General features: G+C 69.0%; 15 protein-coding genes and 3 pseudogenes. 9 read left to right on the forward strand and 9 right to left on the reverse strand.

Translation table 11 applies throughout. The annotated features are described in order from the left end of the window. Positions 1–32: 32 nt before the first annotated feature. Positions 33–398: an MmcQ/YjbR family DNA-binding protein gene (locus tag NP777_RS30800; RefSeq protein WP_256653456.1), complete on the reverse strand. Its 366-nt coding sequence runs from the start codon at positions 396–398 to the stop codon at positions 33–35. Positions 399–780: 382 nt separating this feature from the next. On the opposite strand from NP777_RS30800, the gene NP777_RS30805 reads away from it, so the two are divergent. From NP777_RS30805 to NP777_RS30815, 3 genes are read left to right on the forward strand one after another with little or no spacing between them, the layout of a single operon-like run. After that, positions 781–1,203, forward strand: a complete 423-nt coding sequence (locus NP777_RS30805; RefSeq protein ID WP_256653457.1) for a hypothetical protein — start codon at positions 781–783, stop codon at positions 1,201–1,203. A 26-nt stretch (positions 1,204–1,229) separates the two neighbouring features. Further along, complete coding sequence (locus tag NP777_RS30810) at positions 1,230–1,574, forward strand: DUF6247 family protein (protein WP_256653563.1); 345 nt, start codon at positions 1,230–1,232, stop codon at positions 1,572–1,574. Further along, entirely contained in the window at positions 1,571–1,894 is a 324-nt protein-coding gene (locus NP777_RS30815; protein ID WP_256653458.1) for a hypothetical protein, read from the forward strand. The genes NP777_RS30810 and NP777_RS30815 overlap by 4 nt, the downstream gene beginning before the upstream one ends. 218 nt (positions 1,895–2,112) lie before the next feature. On the opposite strand, the pseudogene NP777_RS30820 reads toward NP777_RS30815, so the two are convergent. Further along, positions 2,113–2,447 (reverse strand): annotated as a pseudogene (locus tag NP777_RS30820) (Lrp/AsnC family transcriptional regulator); the annotation flags it as partial. Here NP777_RS30820 and NP777_RS30825 point away from each other — a divergent pair. Continuing rightward, positions 2,433–2,675, forward strand: a pseudogene (locus NP777_RS30825) (rhodanese-like domain-containing protein); the annotation flags it as partial. The pseudogenes NP777_RS30820 and NP777_RS30825 sit on opposite strands and share 15 nt — an antisense overlap. 195 nt (positions 2,676–2,870) lie before the next feature. Here the strand turns inward: NP777_RS30825 and NP777_RS30830 are convergent. From NP777_RS30830 to NP777_RS30840, 3 genes are all read right to left on the reverse strand, one after another. After that, positions 2,871–3,152: a hypothetical protein gene (locus NP777_RS30830; RefSeq protein WP_256653459.1), complete on the reverse strand. Its 282-nt coding sequence runs from the start codon at positions 3,150–3,152 to the stop codon at positions 2,871–2,873. Positions 3,153–3,544: 392 nt separating this feature from the next. Beyond that, positions 3,545–4,225 (reverse strand): response regulator, encoded by a 681-nt coding sequence (locus tag NP777_RS30835; protein WP_256653460.1) that lies wholly within the window; start codon positions 4,223–4,225, stop codon positions 3,545–3,547. A gap of 90 nt (positions 4,226–4,315) precedes the next feature. Then, entirely contained in the window at positions 4,316–5,398 is a 1,083-nt protein-coding gene (locus NP777_RS30840; RefSeq protein WP_256653461.1) for a sensor histidine kinase, read from the reverse strand. Positions 5,399–5,767: 369 nt separating this feature from the next. Here NP777_RS30840 and NP777_RS30845 point away from each other — a divergent pair, with 369 nt between their 5' ends. From NP777_RS30845 to NP777_RS30860, 4 genes are all read left to right on the forward strand, one after another. After that, entirely contained in the window at positions 5,768–7,978 is a 2,211-nt protein-coding gene (locus NP777_RS30845; RefSeq protein WP_256653462.1) for an MMPL family transporter, read from the forward strand. A 346-nt stretch (positions 7,979–8,324) separates the two neighbouring features. Further along, a complete protein-coding gene (locus tag NP777_RS30850) occupies positions 8,325–8,525 on the forward strand; it encodes a hypothetical protein (protein ID WP_256653463.1) in 201 nt (66 codons plus the stop codon). 1,246 nt (positions 8,526–9,771) lie between these two features. Then, the gene (locus tag NP777_RS30855; protein ID WP_256653464.1) at positions 9,772–11,028 is read left to right on the forward strand and encodes an IS256 family transposase; all 1,257 of its coding nucleotides are present in this window, start codon (positions 9,772–9,774) and stop codon (positions 11,026–11,028) included. Continuing rightward, positions 11,025–11,543 (forward strand): GNAT family N-acetyltransferase, encoded by a 519-nt coding sequence (locus NP777_RS30860; RefSeq protein ID WP_256653465.1) that lies wholly within the window; start codon positions 11,025–11,027, stop codon positions 11,541–11,543. Before NP777_RS30855 ends, NP777_RS30860 begins: the two co-directional genes overlap by 4 nt. Here NP777_RS30860 and NP777_RS48595 read toward each other — a convergent pair. Continuing rightward, the gene (locus NP777_RS48595) at positions 11,533–11,988 is read right to left on the reverse strand and encodes an integrase core domain-containing protein (protein ID WP_391858608.1); all 456 of its coding nucleotides are present in this window, start codon (positions 11,986–11,988) and stop codon (positions 11,533–11,535) included. The genes NP777_RS30860 and NP777_RS48595 overlap by 11 nt on opposite strands. A gap of 237 nt (positions 11,989–12,225) precedes the next feature. Here NP777_RS48595 and NP777_RS30870 point away from each other — a divergent pair. Further along, positions 12,226–12,912 (forward strand): annotated as a pseudogene (locus tag NP777_RS30870) (IS982 family transposase); the annotation flags it as partial. Between the two features lie 85 nt (positions 12,913–12,997). Here the strand turns inward: NP777_RS30870 and NP777_RS30875 are convergent. The 3 genes from NP777_RS30875 to NP777_RS30885 are packed head-to-tail and all read right to left on the reverse strand — an operon-like array spanning position 12,998 to position 16,042. Next, the gene (locus NP777_RS30875) at positions 12,998–13,444 is read right to left on the reverse strand and encodes an aconitase X swivel domain-containing protein (RefSeq protein ID WP_256653466.1); all 447 of its coding nucleotides are present in this window, start codon (positions 13,442–13,444) and stop codon (positions 12,998–13,000) included. Then, positions 13,441–14,742 carry an aconitase X gene (locus NP777_RS30880; protein WP_256653467.1) on the reverse strand — a complete coding sequence of 434 codons (1,302 nt, stop codon included), beginning with the start codon at positions 14,740–14,742 and terminating at the stop codon, positions 13,441–13,443. Before NP777_RS30880 ends, NP777_RS30875 begins: the two co-directional genes overlap by 4 nt. A gap of 10 nt (positions 14,743–14,752) precedes the next feature. Further along, positions 14,753–16,042 carry an FAD-dependent oxidoreductase gene (locus tag NP777_RS30885; protein ID WP_256653468.1) on the reverse strand — a complete coding sequence of 430 codons (1,290 nt, stop codon included), beginning with the start codon at positions 16,040–16,042 and terminating at the stop codon, positions 14,753–14,755. Positions 16,043–16,069: the final 27 nt, after the last annotated feature.

Raw genomic sequence — 16,069 nt, forward strand, 5'->3', positions numbered from 1 at the left:
ACATAGCGTCTCCCGGAACCGGAACCGCGATCTCAAGGGCGGTCGAGCCGGAGGCGCTCGGCCCTCGGCAGCCCCGCGACCACCAGGTCGTAGGAGTCCTCGATGAGCTCCCGGACCAGCTGGTCGGAAAGGTCGCCGTCGACCGTCACCGTGTTCCAGTGGCGCTTGTTCATGTGCCACCCCGGGACGATCAGCTCCGGGTGCCCGGCACGGAGCCGACCCGCGTCCGCCGGGTCGCACTTCAGATTCACCGTGAGCGGACGGGCGTCCAGCGTCGACAGGGCGAAGATCTTGCCGACCACTTTGAAGGCCGAGATTTCCGGGTGACGGGAGAACGGGAACTCCTCCACCGCCGCGTTGAAGGAGAGACAGAAGGACCGCAACTGCTCGGGAGTCACTCCCCATGCTCCTCTTCTCCTCGTACTTGACCGAAGCGGCCCGAGGGACTCAAGGGGGTGCAAGGACGGTGCCCACCGTAGCCCACACCTCCGACAGCCCGTTCAGCCCTCGGCCGCGTTTCCGGTGCCAGAGCGCGTCGCGAGCCTGCCCCGTGTGCAGATTTCAAAGGGAACAACGCTATGGCCAGATGGCTGTGGGATTTCACAGGTACTGGAGCGGCGGGGACATGTCGCTCGCCGGCCTGGATGCCGTCCACCATGGATGGTGACCCTGATCGTTCGACCCCATCGACCTGACCGGGGCACCGCTGACTTACCGGTTCGATCCGTAGTACCATTTCCATAGGTAGATCCGAGGGTGTCACGACAGGAGGGCCGTCGCATGCCGGCAGCAGGCGAGGCAGAGCGCGCCCCGAACATCGCCAAGGACGTATGGGACGCCGCGGGCCGCCGTGCCAGGAACGAAGGCCTCCCCCTCATCTGGGTGGCCTCCCGAGCCCTCACCGACTACGCCGCCGGGGCTCTCGTGCTGCCGCGCACCTCTCCGAATCCTGATGCGCGCAACCGGCGTGGCCGCACCATCTTCGCCACTGATGCCGTATGGCACGCGGCCAACGAGCGCCGCACCAAGGACACGGTCCGGTCCATGTCCGCCCTCGTCGAGATCCTGCTGGACGCCTACGCCCGAGGCGAGGTCCACACCCACGCCCGCATGGTCACCACCGGCCAGCGCGATGCCCTCGCCTTCGCCGGCACCCCCGGCGACCCCACGGGCGCTACGCGCTCCACACTGTCCGTAGCCTGACCGCCACCACCAAAGGAATGCCGCTCATGACCGCCGGGCCGCTCGCCTCGGGGGCCGTGCCCCCCATGCCGGACAGGACGCCGAAAGCGCTCCGCGCCGCCATCGCCCAGCACGCGCCGCAACTCCTCGTCGACTTCGACCGGCATTGGCGTCGCGACATCGCCGATGCCTACGACCTGGCGCCGGTCCCCGCCTTCATGGCCCGCTGGTGGGGCGAATACGCCGTCTCCCGCGACCCGCGCCTGGAGGCGAAGGTGCACGCCCTGGAGGACGAGGCCGACCGGGAGCCCGACTACAGCCGCGCCAAAGCCCTCATTGAGGAAGCCGGGAACCTTCGCCGTCAGGCAGCACAGGCGGAACCCGGCCAGTGACCGACGGATTCATGGGGCCGCCCTGGCAAGCGGACTGGACCAAGAGGGCCGAGGAAGACCGCGATGCCCTCCCAGAAGCGGCCCGCACCATGGTATATGCCGCCCGCGCCGAACTCGTCACCGCCGCCGACCCGTACTTTCGGGGCGTCGACGCCGACCGGGACCTTCCATCCGGGATGAGCGTGGAACCGGCCCAGTCCACCCGTCCCGGCGGTCAGCACGTCCTCTACTTCGACCACGGCCGTGGCTGGCTGCGGTACCAATTCACCAGGAGAACCACCGACCCTCAGCTCGTGATCGAAGAGTGCTTCTGGCGGTGAGCCGATCGCACCGCTCGCTCCCTGACGGCCTCTCGACACTCGCCCGGTGTCGAGAGGCGCCCTCCCGCCAGGCTCATCCCTTGAGTCCGAGTCGTGCACAAGCTGACGCGTGTGATCAGTTCTCTGGTGGCACATCGAACCCCGCCTACCGTTAACGCCGTCTGGGCCGCCCGGTGGGATCCGCGTGAGGAACTGGTCGGTGCTGGAGCGCACCGATGGCCGATTCGGCCGGAGATCTCTTCCAGGTGGCGCATGGAACGCGCCGCGACCTTGATGATGAAGCAGTCGTGGCCCGTCACGTGATGGGCTTCCAGGATCTCTGGCATTGCCTTGACCAGGTCATGGAAGGGTTTGTAGTTGCTGTTCGGGTAGCGCAGCCGCACGACCGCCGTGATCGTCAGCCCGGCCTTGTCCGGGTCCACGACGGCTGCGTAGCCGCTGATGATCCCGGCCTCCTCCAGCCGGCGCACGCGCTCGGCACCGCGCTGGCCGACATGGAGACGGCACGCGCGAGGTCGGTGAAGCTGGCCCGGCCGTCGAGCTGGAGGACGTCGCCACCGTGCTCACAGCCGGCGGCGACCCGGAATGCGTGGTTGTCGACTCCCGCTCCACCGAATGCTGGGACCAGGGACACATCCCCGGCGCGGTCCACCTGCCCACCGCACTCATCCCCGACCAGGCCGGGGACCTGCCCGACAAGTCGGTGCCTGTGGTGACTTACTGCTGGTGGCCGGGCTGCAACGGTGCCACGCGTGCCGCCCTCGCCCTCGCCGAACTCGGTGCGCCGCGAGCCGCCCCCTGACCGCCCCGGTCGCGGGCGCCTGCGGCTGTTGATGCCACCGCCCCGGGCACCACGCGCCCGACCCACCCCGCAGGCTGACTCGATCATTCTCAAGGCGATGCTCATCACCCTGCCGCGGATCCGGCCGAAACTGACGGCCGCCGGACCACCACCATCACGGCGGGGAGCGCGGCCTCAGCTCGCCTGATGTCCATGATCACCCGGCAGGCCGGTCTCGGCCGCCTGGTGGAAGACGTCCCCGCGCGTGAGGGACGGCGCCGACGAGCGTTCGGCGAGGATGACCAGTGCATGGCGCACTTCCGTGCTCAGTCGGATGAGCTGATGGCTGCACTGTCCGCCCCGGTAGGTGTACAGGCGGAAGAGGTTGATGGCCAGTTCGTCGCGGTCGTCGGCGAAGCCGCCCGGTAGTCCGGCAAGCAGTTCGAAATCCTGCTTGCCGATCGCCGCTTCGGCCACGGCCCTTGAGGGGCAGAGCATCGAACTGTGCGGCGGGCACGGAAGCGTCCACCGCGACAGCATGGGCGGCCAGGGCCGCGAAGACCTCGATCAGTCGCTCGCCCACCACCGTGTCGATGCCCCAGCCCCGCAGGTGCTCGCGGCGACGGCCGCTTTCCGCAGCTGCGACACGAACTCGTCCGCCTCGCCTTACCGACCGCCGCCCCACACCCGTCGACCACATCCTGCACTGGTCCACCTGGCGTCGCAGACGCCGGCACCAAGCCCGCACCAGTCACTACAAACGAAGCGGACGCAGCCCGTGAACTGGCCAGCAATCAGCTCAAACACCCTTGCAGTACCAGAGCGGGCGCTTGCCCGTCGAGCCCACCGTGCCCTGGCCGCCGGCTGTCTCATCGGCTCCTGTGGACTGCTCCGTATTCCCAGGCCCAGGCCGCTACCTCGACCCGGTTGCGGGCGTTGAGCTTGGCCTGGATGCGTCCCAGGTACGTTTTCACCGTCGACAGCGACAGGAACAACTCATCGCCGATCTCCTGGTTCGTGCGCCCTACGGCCACCAGCCGGACGATGTCCCGCTCCCGTTCGCTGAGGCCGACGTCATCGGACGCAGCGGGCTCCTGTGCCATCCCGCGTTCCGTCGCTTCCAGCCTTCGCAGGAGCCGCACGGTGACCGCGGGGGAGACGAGGGCGTCTCCTCGCGCTGCTGCCTGGACCGCCTCCACCAGAAGGGCGGGAGAGGCGTCTTTGAGCAGGAAACCGCAGGCGCCGTTGCGCAGTGCGGTTCGCACGTAGTCGTCCTGGTCGAATGTGGTGATCACGACGACGTTCATCGGATCGGCCACGCCGGGACCGGCCAGCTGTCGCACAACCTCCAGCCCGTCCAGCCGCGGCATGCGAATGTCGACCAGCACGACCCGAGGACGCAGACGACGCGCGAGTTCGACGCACTCCACACCGTCTGCCGCCTCACCGACCACCGTGATCCCAGGCTGCACACCAAGGATCAGGCTGAATCCCATCCGCACCAGTTCCTGGTCGTCGGCGATGACGACGTCAATCTGGGGTTCGTGCACTGACCGTTCCTATCATCACGGGTCTGGGCTGCGTCGAGATGGCCCAGGCCGCTTCGTCAGGGCCCGGCTCGGGCCGGGCTCGGCCCGGGGTCATGACGGTGCGAGCGGGAGGGCGGCGGAGACTTCCCAGCCGCCGTCGGGCAGCGGCCCGGCGCGCAGGGTGCCGTCGAGGGCCTCGATGCGCTCTTGGAGCCCGAGCAGGCCGAAGCCGCCCCCGCCCCCGGCCGGCGTGAGCGCCCTGCGGTGCGGTGCAGTGTTGGTGACGGTCACGCGCAGTTGCTCGGTGTCGGCGTCCAGGCGGACGATGGTGTGCGCGTCCGGTGCGTGGCGGCGTACGTTGGTCAGGGCTTCCTGGACCACGCGGTGGGCGGAGGTCTCCACTTCGGGGCGCAGCCGGGCCACCCGCGCTGCCGCTGTGGCTTCGAGGCGTGCCGTCTCGGCTTCGGTGGGCCCGGAGCCCGGCGACGCGGCGGCGCAGTGGGCGGACACGAGTTCACCGAGATCGGTGAGCAAGTCGCCGGGCCGCAATGGCGTGTTGCTTTCCTCGCGCAGGACGAGGACCAGACGGCGCGTGGATTCCAGGGTCTCGGCACCGGCCTGGGCGATGTTGCGCAGGATGGGCTCGATCTTGTCCGGTGCGGCGGCCTGGATGGACAAGGCGGCGTTGGCCTGCACGATGATGCCGGTCATGTGATGGGCGATGAGATCGTGCAGATCGCGGGCCAGGGCGAGGCGCTCCCCGTAGCGGACCTCGCGGGCTGTGCGCTCTCTCCGCGCTTCCAGGGCCCGGATGGTATAGCCGAGCGTGATGAAGACGGCGAGGGCGACGGTCAGCACATAGCCGCCGCCGGTGAACGCCTGCCACGACCCGGTCCGCAGGGGCAGCAGAAGTACGGTCACGCTGATCAGGACGGTTTCCGCCACCGCGACGGCCGGCCGGCCGGGTTGGGCTGAGGTGCGCAGGGCCATGCACAGCAGACCCAATGTCTCCAGTGCTCCCCACCACGCCATGGTGCTCTGCGCGATCAGGCTCCAAGCGGTCAGCGCCAAGGACGGTGACACCGCGGCGGCGACGCACGTGCCCAGCGACGGCGACCAGCGGGTCTCGGCGACAGCCAGGATGATCAGGGGGCCGGTGGCCACGACGGGCAGCCAGGCGGTTCCGAACGTCATGGAATCGCTCCTGACCACGGCCATGTCCGCCAGCCAGGTAAGAGCGAACGCGAACAGGCCGCTGACGGTGATCAGTCGTCTGACGTGCGGAGTACGCGGAAGATGTCGATCCACGATGCTCAGCGTAGAAGGGCGGGTGGGCGCGCTGCTGTCGGCCGAACGACCGACAGCAGCGCGCCCACCCGGTACGTAGGGCTGACGTGCCGACCCGTGCACCGGGCCGATGATGGTGATCGCGGGCGGTCGGCGACGTTCACCAAGGGTCGGCCTGTGACCAGCGCGCCGTCCAAGTGAAGCGGCGTGTGCAGCATTTCCCTGTCCCAACCTCCCGCCCCAACATCGCATAAGTAGAAAGTTTTCCGCACCCTCATGGCCACCTTCTTGCACTGGATCGGTCGGACCGCTTTCAAGCGGCGCTGGCTGGTGCTTCTCTTCTGGGGCATCGTCGTTGCCGCTGTGGGCGCCGCCGCCGCGCAGACCACCAGCGGTTCGACGTCCGCCATCACCCTGCCCGGCACCGAGTCACAACGCGCGAACGACCTGCTGGGCGACAAATTCCCCGCGGCCAACGCGAGCGGTGCCACCGCCCGCGTGGTGATGCGGGCCCCGCACGGGGAAAAGATCACAAGTAAGGGCAACCAGACCTCGGTGGCCACGACCCTGAAGAACCTAGCGGCCTCCTCTTCCCGGGTCAGTACCGTCAGTGACCCCTTCACAAGCGGAACCATCAGCAAGGACGGGGCGACCGCCTACACCACGGTCACGTACCGGATCACGGCCGCGGAGCTCACCGATCGTGACCACGAGCGATTCGACGGCGCTCTGAGTGAGGGCAGGAAGACCGGGCTGACGGTCGAAGCCTCCGGCAACGCGGTCGCCACGGAGGAGGAGGGCGCCTCGGCCGAGGCCATCGGCTTCGCTCTGGCGGCGGTCATCCTCCTCACCACCCTCGGCTCATTGATCGCCGCAGGTCTTCCGCTGCTGACGGCCGTGGTCGGGGTGGGCATCAGCCTCTCCGCGATCACAGCGCTGAGCTCGGTCTTCGATCTGAACAGCAGCACGTCGGCACTCGCCTCGATGCTGGGCATCGCGGTCGGGATCGACTACGCGCTGTTCATCGTCTCCCGCTACCGCTCCGAACGTGCCGCGGGCCACGATGCCCGCGAGGCAGCGGGCCGGGCGAACGGCACCGCGGGGTCGGCCGTCGTCTTCGCCGGCCTCACCGTCATGATCGCCCTCGTCGGCCTGGCCGTGGTCAACCTCCCGGTGCTGACCGCCATGGGCGTCACCGCCGCCGGAGCCGTCGCTATCGCCGTCCTCGTCGCCATCACGCTGATCCCGGCCATGCTCGCCTTCGCCCCCGAACGCGTCCGCGGACGTTCCCGCGACCGCGTGGAGGGCGGCGACAGCCGTGAGGCCAAGGCGCAGTTCGGCCGACGGTGGGTCACGGCGGTGGTGCGCCGACCGGTGCGGGTCCTCGTCCCCGCTGTGGCAGCACTGATCGTGGTGGCACTCCCGGTCACCGGGCTGGAACTCGGACTGCCCGACGACGGTTCCAAGCCGCCGTCCACCACCCAGCGCAAGGCATACGACATGCTCGCGCAGTCCTTCGAAAAGGGCTTCAACGGCCCCCTGACCGTGGTCGTCACCGACCAAGCCGCGGCCACCGCCCAAAAAGCCGCCGCCACCATGGGCTCGAAGATCCGCGAACTGGACGACGTGGCCGTGGCGACCCCCGCCGTGTTCAACACCTCCGGTGACACGGCCATCATCACCGTCATCCCCGACAGCGCCCCGTCCGACGACGCGACCAAGGACCTCGTCGCCAACATCCGCTCCCTGGCGACGACCACGGAGCGCTCCACCGGCGCCCAGAGCATGGTCACCGGCACCGCCGCGCTGAACATCGACGTCTCCGACAAGTTCAGCGCCGCCCTGATGCCCTACCTCCTGGTCGTCGTCGGACTGGCCTTCCTGGTCCTGATCCTTGTCTTCCGCTCCCTGCTCGTGCCATTGAAGGCGGCACTGGGCTTCCTGCTGTCCGTCCTGGCCTCACTCGGCGCCGTGGTAGCCGTCTTCCAGTGGGGCTGGCTGAAGGACCTGTTCGGCGTCGAACAGCCCGGGCCGATCATGAGCCTGATGCCCATCCTCACCGTCGGCATCGTCTTCGGCCTGGCCATGGACTACCAGGTCTTCCTGGTCACCCGCATTCGCGAAGCGCACGTCCACGGCGCCGATCCGCGTCAAGCCGTCGTCACGGGCTTCGAGCACAGCGCCAAGGTCATCACAGCCGCGGCCCTCATCATGATCTGCGTGTTCGCGGGCTTCATGAGCTCCACCGACTCCGTCATCGCGGCCCTCGGACTCGGTCTCGCGGTCGCCGTCGCACTCGACGCCTTCATCGTCCGCATGACCATCGTGCCCGCGGTCCTGGCTCTCCTCGGCCGCCGGGCGTGGTCCCTGCCCGCCTGGATCGACCGCGTCCTGCCCAACGTCGATATAGAAGGCGAACGGTTGGCCAAGTCCCCAGCGGCCGGCGCGCGGCCAGAACCCGCGACCGAACTCACCACCCGGCACTGACCCGCTCCGCAGAGGAGAGCGGCGCACACCAGTCGGCAGCAGATCTCAGACCTTTGGGGTCGGCTCAATGGGTTGCTGACCGTGCCGGACACTTCCTCGTGCTCACAGCGCCGCTCGGCCCACCCGGTGGGCGTCGTCACCGGGTGGGCCGCAGAAGGGGCGCACATCACCATGGTCGCCCGCCGCGAAGAGATGCCGATCGCGCGGGCCGAGGGTGGGAGGGCACCCAGTGGTAGCGGACCCGTCGGATCCGCCGCGCCCAGGGCACGTCGGCGACTTCGCGGTGTCGCGGGCCGGAGGAGGACTCGACATCGTGTGGTGTGCCTCGAATGCTTCCGCCGTTGACGTGTTGGGCCGCCCACAGGTGTTGTTCGCCGCCGCCGGAGCGCTCTCCGAGAAGGCCGAGGTTGTTTTCGACCGGCTGGTGGGGGCCGTGCGCCCGCGCGGGCAGTGCTACACCGGCGCGGAGATCGACACCATCGTCAGGGGCATGTCGCTGGTCGACCGGTACGCGGCCCCGAACCGGCCTTGCGCGACTGGGCGTTGATGTTCCGGAACCACTACGTGGAGAACAGCGTCGGCTTCCTGCTCGGCATCGAGCGCGCCGGAATCGACCCGAAGTGGATCTTCGCACTCCACGGGTCGCTCCTCGACGACCGTCTCCACGGGCTCGTCGGCCGACCTCAACGATCCCCCGGGCGCGGCCGATCGCCTCCGGCCGCCGACCGCCTCCGGCTGGCCACCAGCCGGAGGCGGTCGGCGGGTACTCGCCGAGGACCGGTTCAGCCGCGCCCTGGCCGTCGCGCCGCAGGCGCCCGCCAGCCACCCGCTGGGGCCGGAACCGACGGCGCTGACCAGCCTCGATCCGCCCGACCACGGAAGGCTGCGGGGGCCTGTGCTCACCCGAGGACTCCGCCGCGTCGCGCGGGGAACTCCGGACCTACGTGGGTTGAGGATGCACTGGCGTTGTTTGATACGAGACCGATTGTCGGTGTCAATCCATGTCCATCTGCCAGAGGTGTGCAGCGCGGCGACCGGCGTAGCGTACTTTGCGGTTGGCAGCCCTCACCCACCCCTGCCATTCCTTGTACGCTGAGCGCTCCTGGGTGCGCGCACAGCATGTCCAAGGGGAGGCCATTCCGGTGACCGTGGCCCATCGGCAGCGGGTACCAGTGTCCTTCCGGGGCGGGAGTGGCGGAAGGTCACAGGGGCCATGCCGGTGGTCATGCAGCGGCAGGCCACCATGCTCGCGGTGGCGCACCCACGACGGTTTCGTCTTGTCCGTGCGGGACATCTCGTTCCTCCGGAACCAGCCACCCGGGCTCCCGGACTCTCCGGGCGGGCGGCTAAGGCAACCGCGTCACCACCATCACCTGCTCTCGGCATATGTCGAGCAACGTAGCGTCGCCCCGCTTCTTCCAGACTATGGCTCGTCTTCGCACATTCCCAGGTCGCATTCCGGTCGAGCGCCGGGATCGACGTCGCCGCCGCACCAGATCCACACTCGCCGGCCAGCGCCGTCGACGGTGTATTCGCCCTTCGCCCCACCAGCTATTCCCTGTGTACACCTTGCAGTTCCGAAGTGGACTGTACGGAAGGGAGTGAGACACCGTGGCCGCCCTCCCCAAGGCTGACCGGTTCGCCAATCTCATTCCGCCACCGATCACTGACCGGGAGCAATGCTCAATACCTGTGGATCACTCCTGGCGGAAGGAGGCGTACCTTCCCGATGGATCGATCGATAGGTCATCGAGCAAAGCCGACGTTGCAGCGTCGGTCGGGAAGGCACGCCCGTGCTTACGGTGGTCAACGAGGACAGCACCACGCCAAGCGGCAGCTCGCCGCTGGATGAGATCGTTCGGGAAGGCGCACGGCGGATGCTCGCCGCCGCACTGGAGGCCGAAGTCAACGCCTACATAGCTGAGTTGGTCGATGAGCGCGACGGCAGGGGGCACCGTCTGGTGGTGCGCAACGGCTATCACCAGCCCCGGCAGGTCGCCACCGGGGCTGGCGTGGCCGAGGTGAAGGCACCGCGGGTGAACGACAGGCGCGTCGACGAGGCCACGGGCGAGCGCAAGCGGTTCAGCTCGGCGATCCTGCCGCCGTGGTGTCGCAAGTCGCCGAAGATCAGCGAGGTGCTGCCGCTGCTCTACCTGCACGGTCTGTCCTCCGGCGACTTCGTGCCCGCTCTGGAGCAGTTCCTCGGTTCGTCCGCTGGGCTCTCGGCGGCGACGGTCACCCGGCTGACGACGCAGTGGCAGGCCGATCATGCCGCTTTCATGGACCGCGACTTCGCGGAGGTCGACTACGTGTACATGCGGGCCGACGGCATGCACCTCAACGTCCGCTTGGAGGAGGCCAAGGCCTGCGTCCTGCTACTCATCGGAGTCCGGGCCGATGGTGCCAAGGAGCTGGTCGCGCTCACGGACGGCTACCGCGAGTCGGGTGAGTCGTGGGCTGACCTGCTGCGGGACTGCGCCCGCCGGGGCATGCGAGCCCCGGTGCTCGCGGTCGGGGACGGCGCCCTGGGCTTCTGGAAGGCTCTGGCGGAGGTGTTTCCCGAAACACGCGGGCAAAGGCGCTGGGTTCACAAAACCGCCAATGTTCTGGACGCCATGCCGAAGTCCGCACAGCCCGGCGCGAAGAAGGCCATCCAGGACATCTACAACGCCGAGGACCGCGACCATGCCGAGGCGGCGATCCAGGCGTTCGCCCAGCTCTACGGTGCGAAATTCCCCAAGGCGGTCAAGAAGATCACCGACGACCAGGACCAGCTGCTGGCGTTCTACGACTTCCCGGCCGAGCACTGGAACCACCTACGCACCACGAACCCCATCGAGTCGACTTTCTCCACCGTCCGGCTGCGGACCAAGGTCACCCGCGGGGCCGGCTCCCGCACCGCCGCCCTGGCCATGGTCTTCAAGCTCGTCGAGTCCGCCCAGCAGCGGTGGCGGGCCGTGAACGCGCCCCACCTCGTCGCCCTCGTCCGTGCCGGAGCCCGCTTCGAACGCGGCCAGCTCGTCGAACGCCCCGAGGCGGTCGCGGCGTGAGTACCCTCGTGACCCAGGCGATCAGTACCAAGCGGCTGGACCTGCTGCCGCTGCACGTCGAGCACGCCGAGGAGATGGCCGCCGTACTGTCCGACCCGGCCCTGCACACCTTCATCGGCGGCACTCCGGATACCCCGCGAGCCCTGCGCTCGCGCTACCAGCGCATGACCGCAGGCTCTCCCGATCCGGCCATTTCCTGGCTGAACTGGGTGATCCGGCTCCGTGGCAAGGCCGGCCTGACGGGCACCGTCCAGGCGACAGTCAGCCCCTCCGGCCACGGCCCCATCGCCGAGATCGCCTGGGTGGTGGGAACCCCGTGGCAGGGAAGAGGCATCGCCACCGAAGCAGCCCGAGGACTCGTCGACTGGCTCAGCCAGCAGCCGGTGCACACCGTCATCGCCCACATCCACCCCGAACATCGGGCATCCGCCGCCGTCGCCACTGCCGCCGGGCTCACACCCACCGACGAATGGCACGACGGCGAGATCCGATGGCGCCGGAGCATCAGACGATAACTTCGCCGATCCACAAATCTTGACTATTACTCCCCATCTCCTGATGCCTGGCCAACCCCAGGCTCGGCGAGCGGGAGGTGATGACCGCGTGCTGGAAGGCGCCATCGAGACCACCCGCGACGGCGGCACGGTGTTTCTGGGCGATCTGCGGAACAATGCGTTGCTGGAGGTTTTCCACGGCGCACTGGAATCGCACAGGGCTCAGGACGCCACGTGTGAGGGTAGCTGACTGCTGCGCGTAGGCGATCGGCGCCTGCTGGCCGTTGGCCGAGTGCTGTCGGCGGGTGTTGTAGCGCGTGGTCCAGCGGAAGACCGTCAGGCGGCCGGCACGTGCCCCGTCGAAGCGGCGGCCGCCACGGAGCGCCTCGCGTTTGAGGGCGGCGTTGAACGACTCGGCGAGTGCGTTGTCCGCGCTCGTGCCGACCGCGCCCATGGACTGCCGCACCCCGACTCGGCGCGATCACCAGCGCATACACGAGAGGTGTACTGCCTGCGCCCCGTGATCACTGTGGAACACGGCACCGGCCAGGTTGCCGCGGGGCGCGGCGGCAGCCCGGAGCGCGTCGGCGACCAGCGAGGTGGGGCATGTGATCGGTGATCGACTAGATGATCGATTCCAAGGAGTGCCTGCGGAGACGAGAGCGAGGGCATCCAAGATCGTTTTGTGACGAACAACCTGGATTACCTGCCGCAGCAACCCGGCTACAACAAGCGGCTGCGCAAAGCCGCCGACCTGCTCCGCCGGATCACCCGGATACTGGCCACCAGCACCTCAGCGTGGAGCGATGACGTGTGGATCGTGGACTCCACACCCGTGGAATGCGGCCGCTCATGGGAAACCGTCAAACGCTCCGAGCTGGCCGGATGGGCCCAATACGGCTACTGCGCCAGTCACAGCCGTTTCTTCTGGGGTCTGCGCCTCCACCTCGTGTGCACCCTCCAGGGCCTGCCCGTAGCCTTCGCCCTGACCGGAGCCAAAGCCGACGAACGCGCAACACTGCTGGACCTGCTCGCGGCCGAACCGCACCTCCTCGCCGCCCGGCCCGGCCAGACGCTGATCGGCGACAAGCACTACTTCGGCCGCGCCTTCGAACAGGAACTCGCCCAGCAGGGCGTCCAGTTGCTACGGCCGACCCGCGAGGGCGAACGGCAGCGGCCCGGTGGAACCCTGTTCAAGCCGTTGCGGCAGGTCATCGAGACGGTCAACGAGACCTTCAAGGGGCAACTCGACCTCGAACAGCACCGAGCGCGCACGCCTGGAGGCGTCATCGCCCGTGTCATGCAGCGAATACTCGCACTGACCGCCGTGATCTGGCACAACGACCACACCGCACGGGACACCCTCCGTTCGCTCACCCCCTACGATCACGACCCCTTGGAACCGATCATCTTGGAGCGGAAGCTGCATTGGCCGGAGCGGGCCGCTTCGATGACGGCCGTGGAGCGCGGGCTCGTCATCGCGGATGACCTGGCCGCGGTCCGTACACGACCACCAGTCCGTTGTCGGCGTCGACCTCGACCTGGTCGCCGGTCGCGATCTTGGCGACCGGGTCGTCGTCGAACTCGGTCACCGTGGGGACGCGGGTCACGATCGCGCCGAGGGCGGCCTTCGTGGTCAGGTTGGTGAAGACCATCGCCAGCGGAGCGGTGCCCAGCAGGCGGGTCGACTGGAAGAAGCCGGACCAGCCCGAGGAACCCTTCGCTCCGGGGAAAACCAGCACCTTGCCGGTGAAGCAGACACCGTAGAGCTCGTGTCTGCGCTCGATGATGGTGCCGGTGGCCGGCTCGATCCCGCCCCAGCCGGAGATGGTCTCGTGGGAGACCAGGGCCCGGCCCGCCACGCGCCCCGGGACGATGCCGCGACCGCGGAACACGAGCCGGGTCCCCGCGGCGCTGGTCATCGGACCACCGCCGCGGGGGCCAGCGAGCCACGCCAGCGACCGGTCACGGCGGCATCGACGCACGCCTCGGTGGTGCCGAACCAGGCTTCGATGCCGAGGATCGCAGGAAGGTAGTGCGCCTGCTTGGCCGAGTCCGTGGCGAACACCTTGGTGCCCGTGGGCGCGGCCCGCGACATGGCCGGGCAGGAGTCGGTCAGGACCCGGCCCCCGGCGCGCTCGATGGTGGCCGTCCACCCGTTGCGGTCCGAGACGGCACGCAGCGCACGCGGCGTCATGACCCACAGTTCGGTCCCGGCCGACAGCGTGCGGCCTTCGAGCGCCCGCGCGACCCGGCCGATCTGCTCGAGTGAGGCGTGCGGGCAGCCAATCAGCACGAAGTCGACATCTTCGCTGTTCCCGATGGAGTTGAGCGAGTCGTAGATCGCGCGGCGCTCCGCCTCGCCGTAGTGCAGCCGCTCGGGCGGGGTGGCGCCGCCGAAGGCCGCCTCCAGCGTCGGCGCATCGGGGGTGCGTCCCGGGATGTGGTACATCTCGACGCCGCCCGAGGAGGCGGCGGCCGCCCCGAAGTGCTTCAGGTCCGCCAGGTCGGGTTGGCCGAGGTCGCCGACCATGACCGGGCGCGCTTCCTGAACCGCGTCGCCGACGAAGTAGCCGAACATGCCCCAGTCCTGAAAGCCAGTCATCCGGAGCCCGGACTCGATCAGATGGGTTCCGTAGCGGTTTTCCACCAGATGGTTGCCCCAGCAGGGGATCCGGCCCGTGATGCTCGCCGACCCGGTCGAGGCGCCCCCTTCGCAGTTGGTGCGAGCGCCGAGGACCGAGTTGGCGTAGACCACCGCCGAGGACTCCATCCAGGCGATGTGCTCGCCGTAGGTCGGCAGATTGCCCACCTGGTACGGGGTGCATGTGGCCAGGACGTTGACGCCCTTGGAGCTGTAGAACGACTCGGCGTCGGCCTGGAGCTCGATGTTGCGCTCGGAGTACGGCATGATCCCCAGCGCGTCGTCGCCGAAGCCGTGCTGGAGCTGGCAGGTGGGCACCTTCATCCGCGGCACCTCGATGTCGTCGTCGCAGTCGAGGCTGATCACCGCGAACGCCTTCGACCAGCCACCCTCCTCGAACAGCTTCGTCTTGGCGGGTGAGGGCTGGGTGTTGGTCCCCGCCACGTTGCGGGTCTCGCACAGGTGCGCGGCACCGAGTGCGTCGGCGTATCTGATGAGCAGGTCCATCGCCGCCGCGACGGCATCGCCGTCACGACCGTCGCGCATGGCCTTCTCTTCGTCCGTCAGAGTGACCATCGACTCCTCCTCAGCCCTCGACGTTCTCGCGGACGCGGTCGCGCAGCGCCGTCAGATCGACCTGGTGGACGTCCTCGCCCAGGGTCAGATCGAGGGTGTGCGCGGCGGCGAGGCCCATCGCCGAGCAGGGACCCATCACCCGGACGCTCGAGAGCGCGGCGGCGTCCCCGTCGACACAGCGTCCGGCGGCCACGAGGTTGCGCGCCCGCGGCGAGAGCATGCTGCGCAGCGGGACGTAGTGGAGGTGGTCGGGGCCGAAGGTCTCCCAGACGTAGCCCTCGGCCCGGTCGTGCAGCTCGACCGGCCAGGCCGTCCGGGCGACGGCGTCCTCGAACCTCGTCTCTCCCCGCACCTCGTCCAGGGTCAGCCGGTGGGCGGCGGCGAGCCAGCGGGTCTGCCGGCGCCCCGGGAACCCATAGGCGCGGACCCGGGCGTTGCGGAACGCCGCCGGGAACTCCCGCCGGAGGAACTCCACGACCCGGTCCGCCTGGGCGCGGCCCCGCAGCTGCGCGTCGGCGGCCTCGACCGCGCCCAAGGGGGCCTCGACATGAGTCATGTTCATCACCGCCGTGTCGCGGCCGGGGAAGAAGAACGCGAGCCCGTCACGGCGGACCAGGCCGTACTGGGCGGCCTTCTCATCGACCCGGGCCACCAGCTCGGCGGGCTCCGGCTTGCCGGACTGGTCGAGTCCCTCCAGCCGGATCTGCTGGGAGCCCCAGACGGTACGGTCCGGGACCTGGCAGGGCAGGCCCGCCTCCCATGCGAGGGCCGCGTCGCCGGTCGCGTCGACGACACCGCGGGCGGTGACGCTCACCGGGCCGAAGCGCGTGGCGAAGTCGACCCGCTCGATGACGCCGCCCTCGGTCCCGACGCTGCTGACAGAGGCGCCGAGGACGACCCGGACGCCGAGCTCCTCGACGATGTTCTCGAACCAGCGGCCAAGGGCGACCTCGTCATAGGTCACCGTCTGGGTGTGGGTGCGGTTGTAGTGGAGGTCGTCGGTCTTCTCCAGCGCCTCGAAGAGCTCGCCGAAGATCCCGTAGGTGAGCTGGCGGTAGTCGGGCGCGTTGCCGTAGATCCCGCAGAAGAGCCCGATCATCGAATTGACGCACTGGCCGCCGAGGACCGGGAGCGCGTCGACCAGGACGACATCGCGGCCGAGGCGGCGCGCCTGGATGGCCGCCGAGAGCCCGGCGATACCGGCGCCGACGACGAGGATGTCGGCGTCGAGCCGTTCGGCCGGAGCGTCGGCCGGCTTGGTGACCGTGTGGACGACGAGATCGGACAGGGGGTGGGGCATGGTGTGGTCTTCTCCCGGAAGGTGGTT

This window comes from Streptomyces rugosispiralis (genome assembly GCF_024505145.1).
Lineage (GTDB): Bacteria > Actinomycetota > Actinomycetes > Streptomycetales > Streptomycetaceae > Streptomyces > Streptomyces rugosispiralis.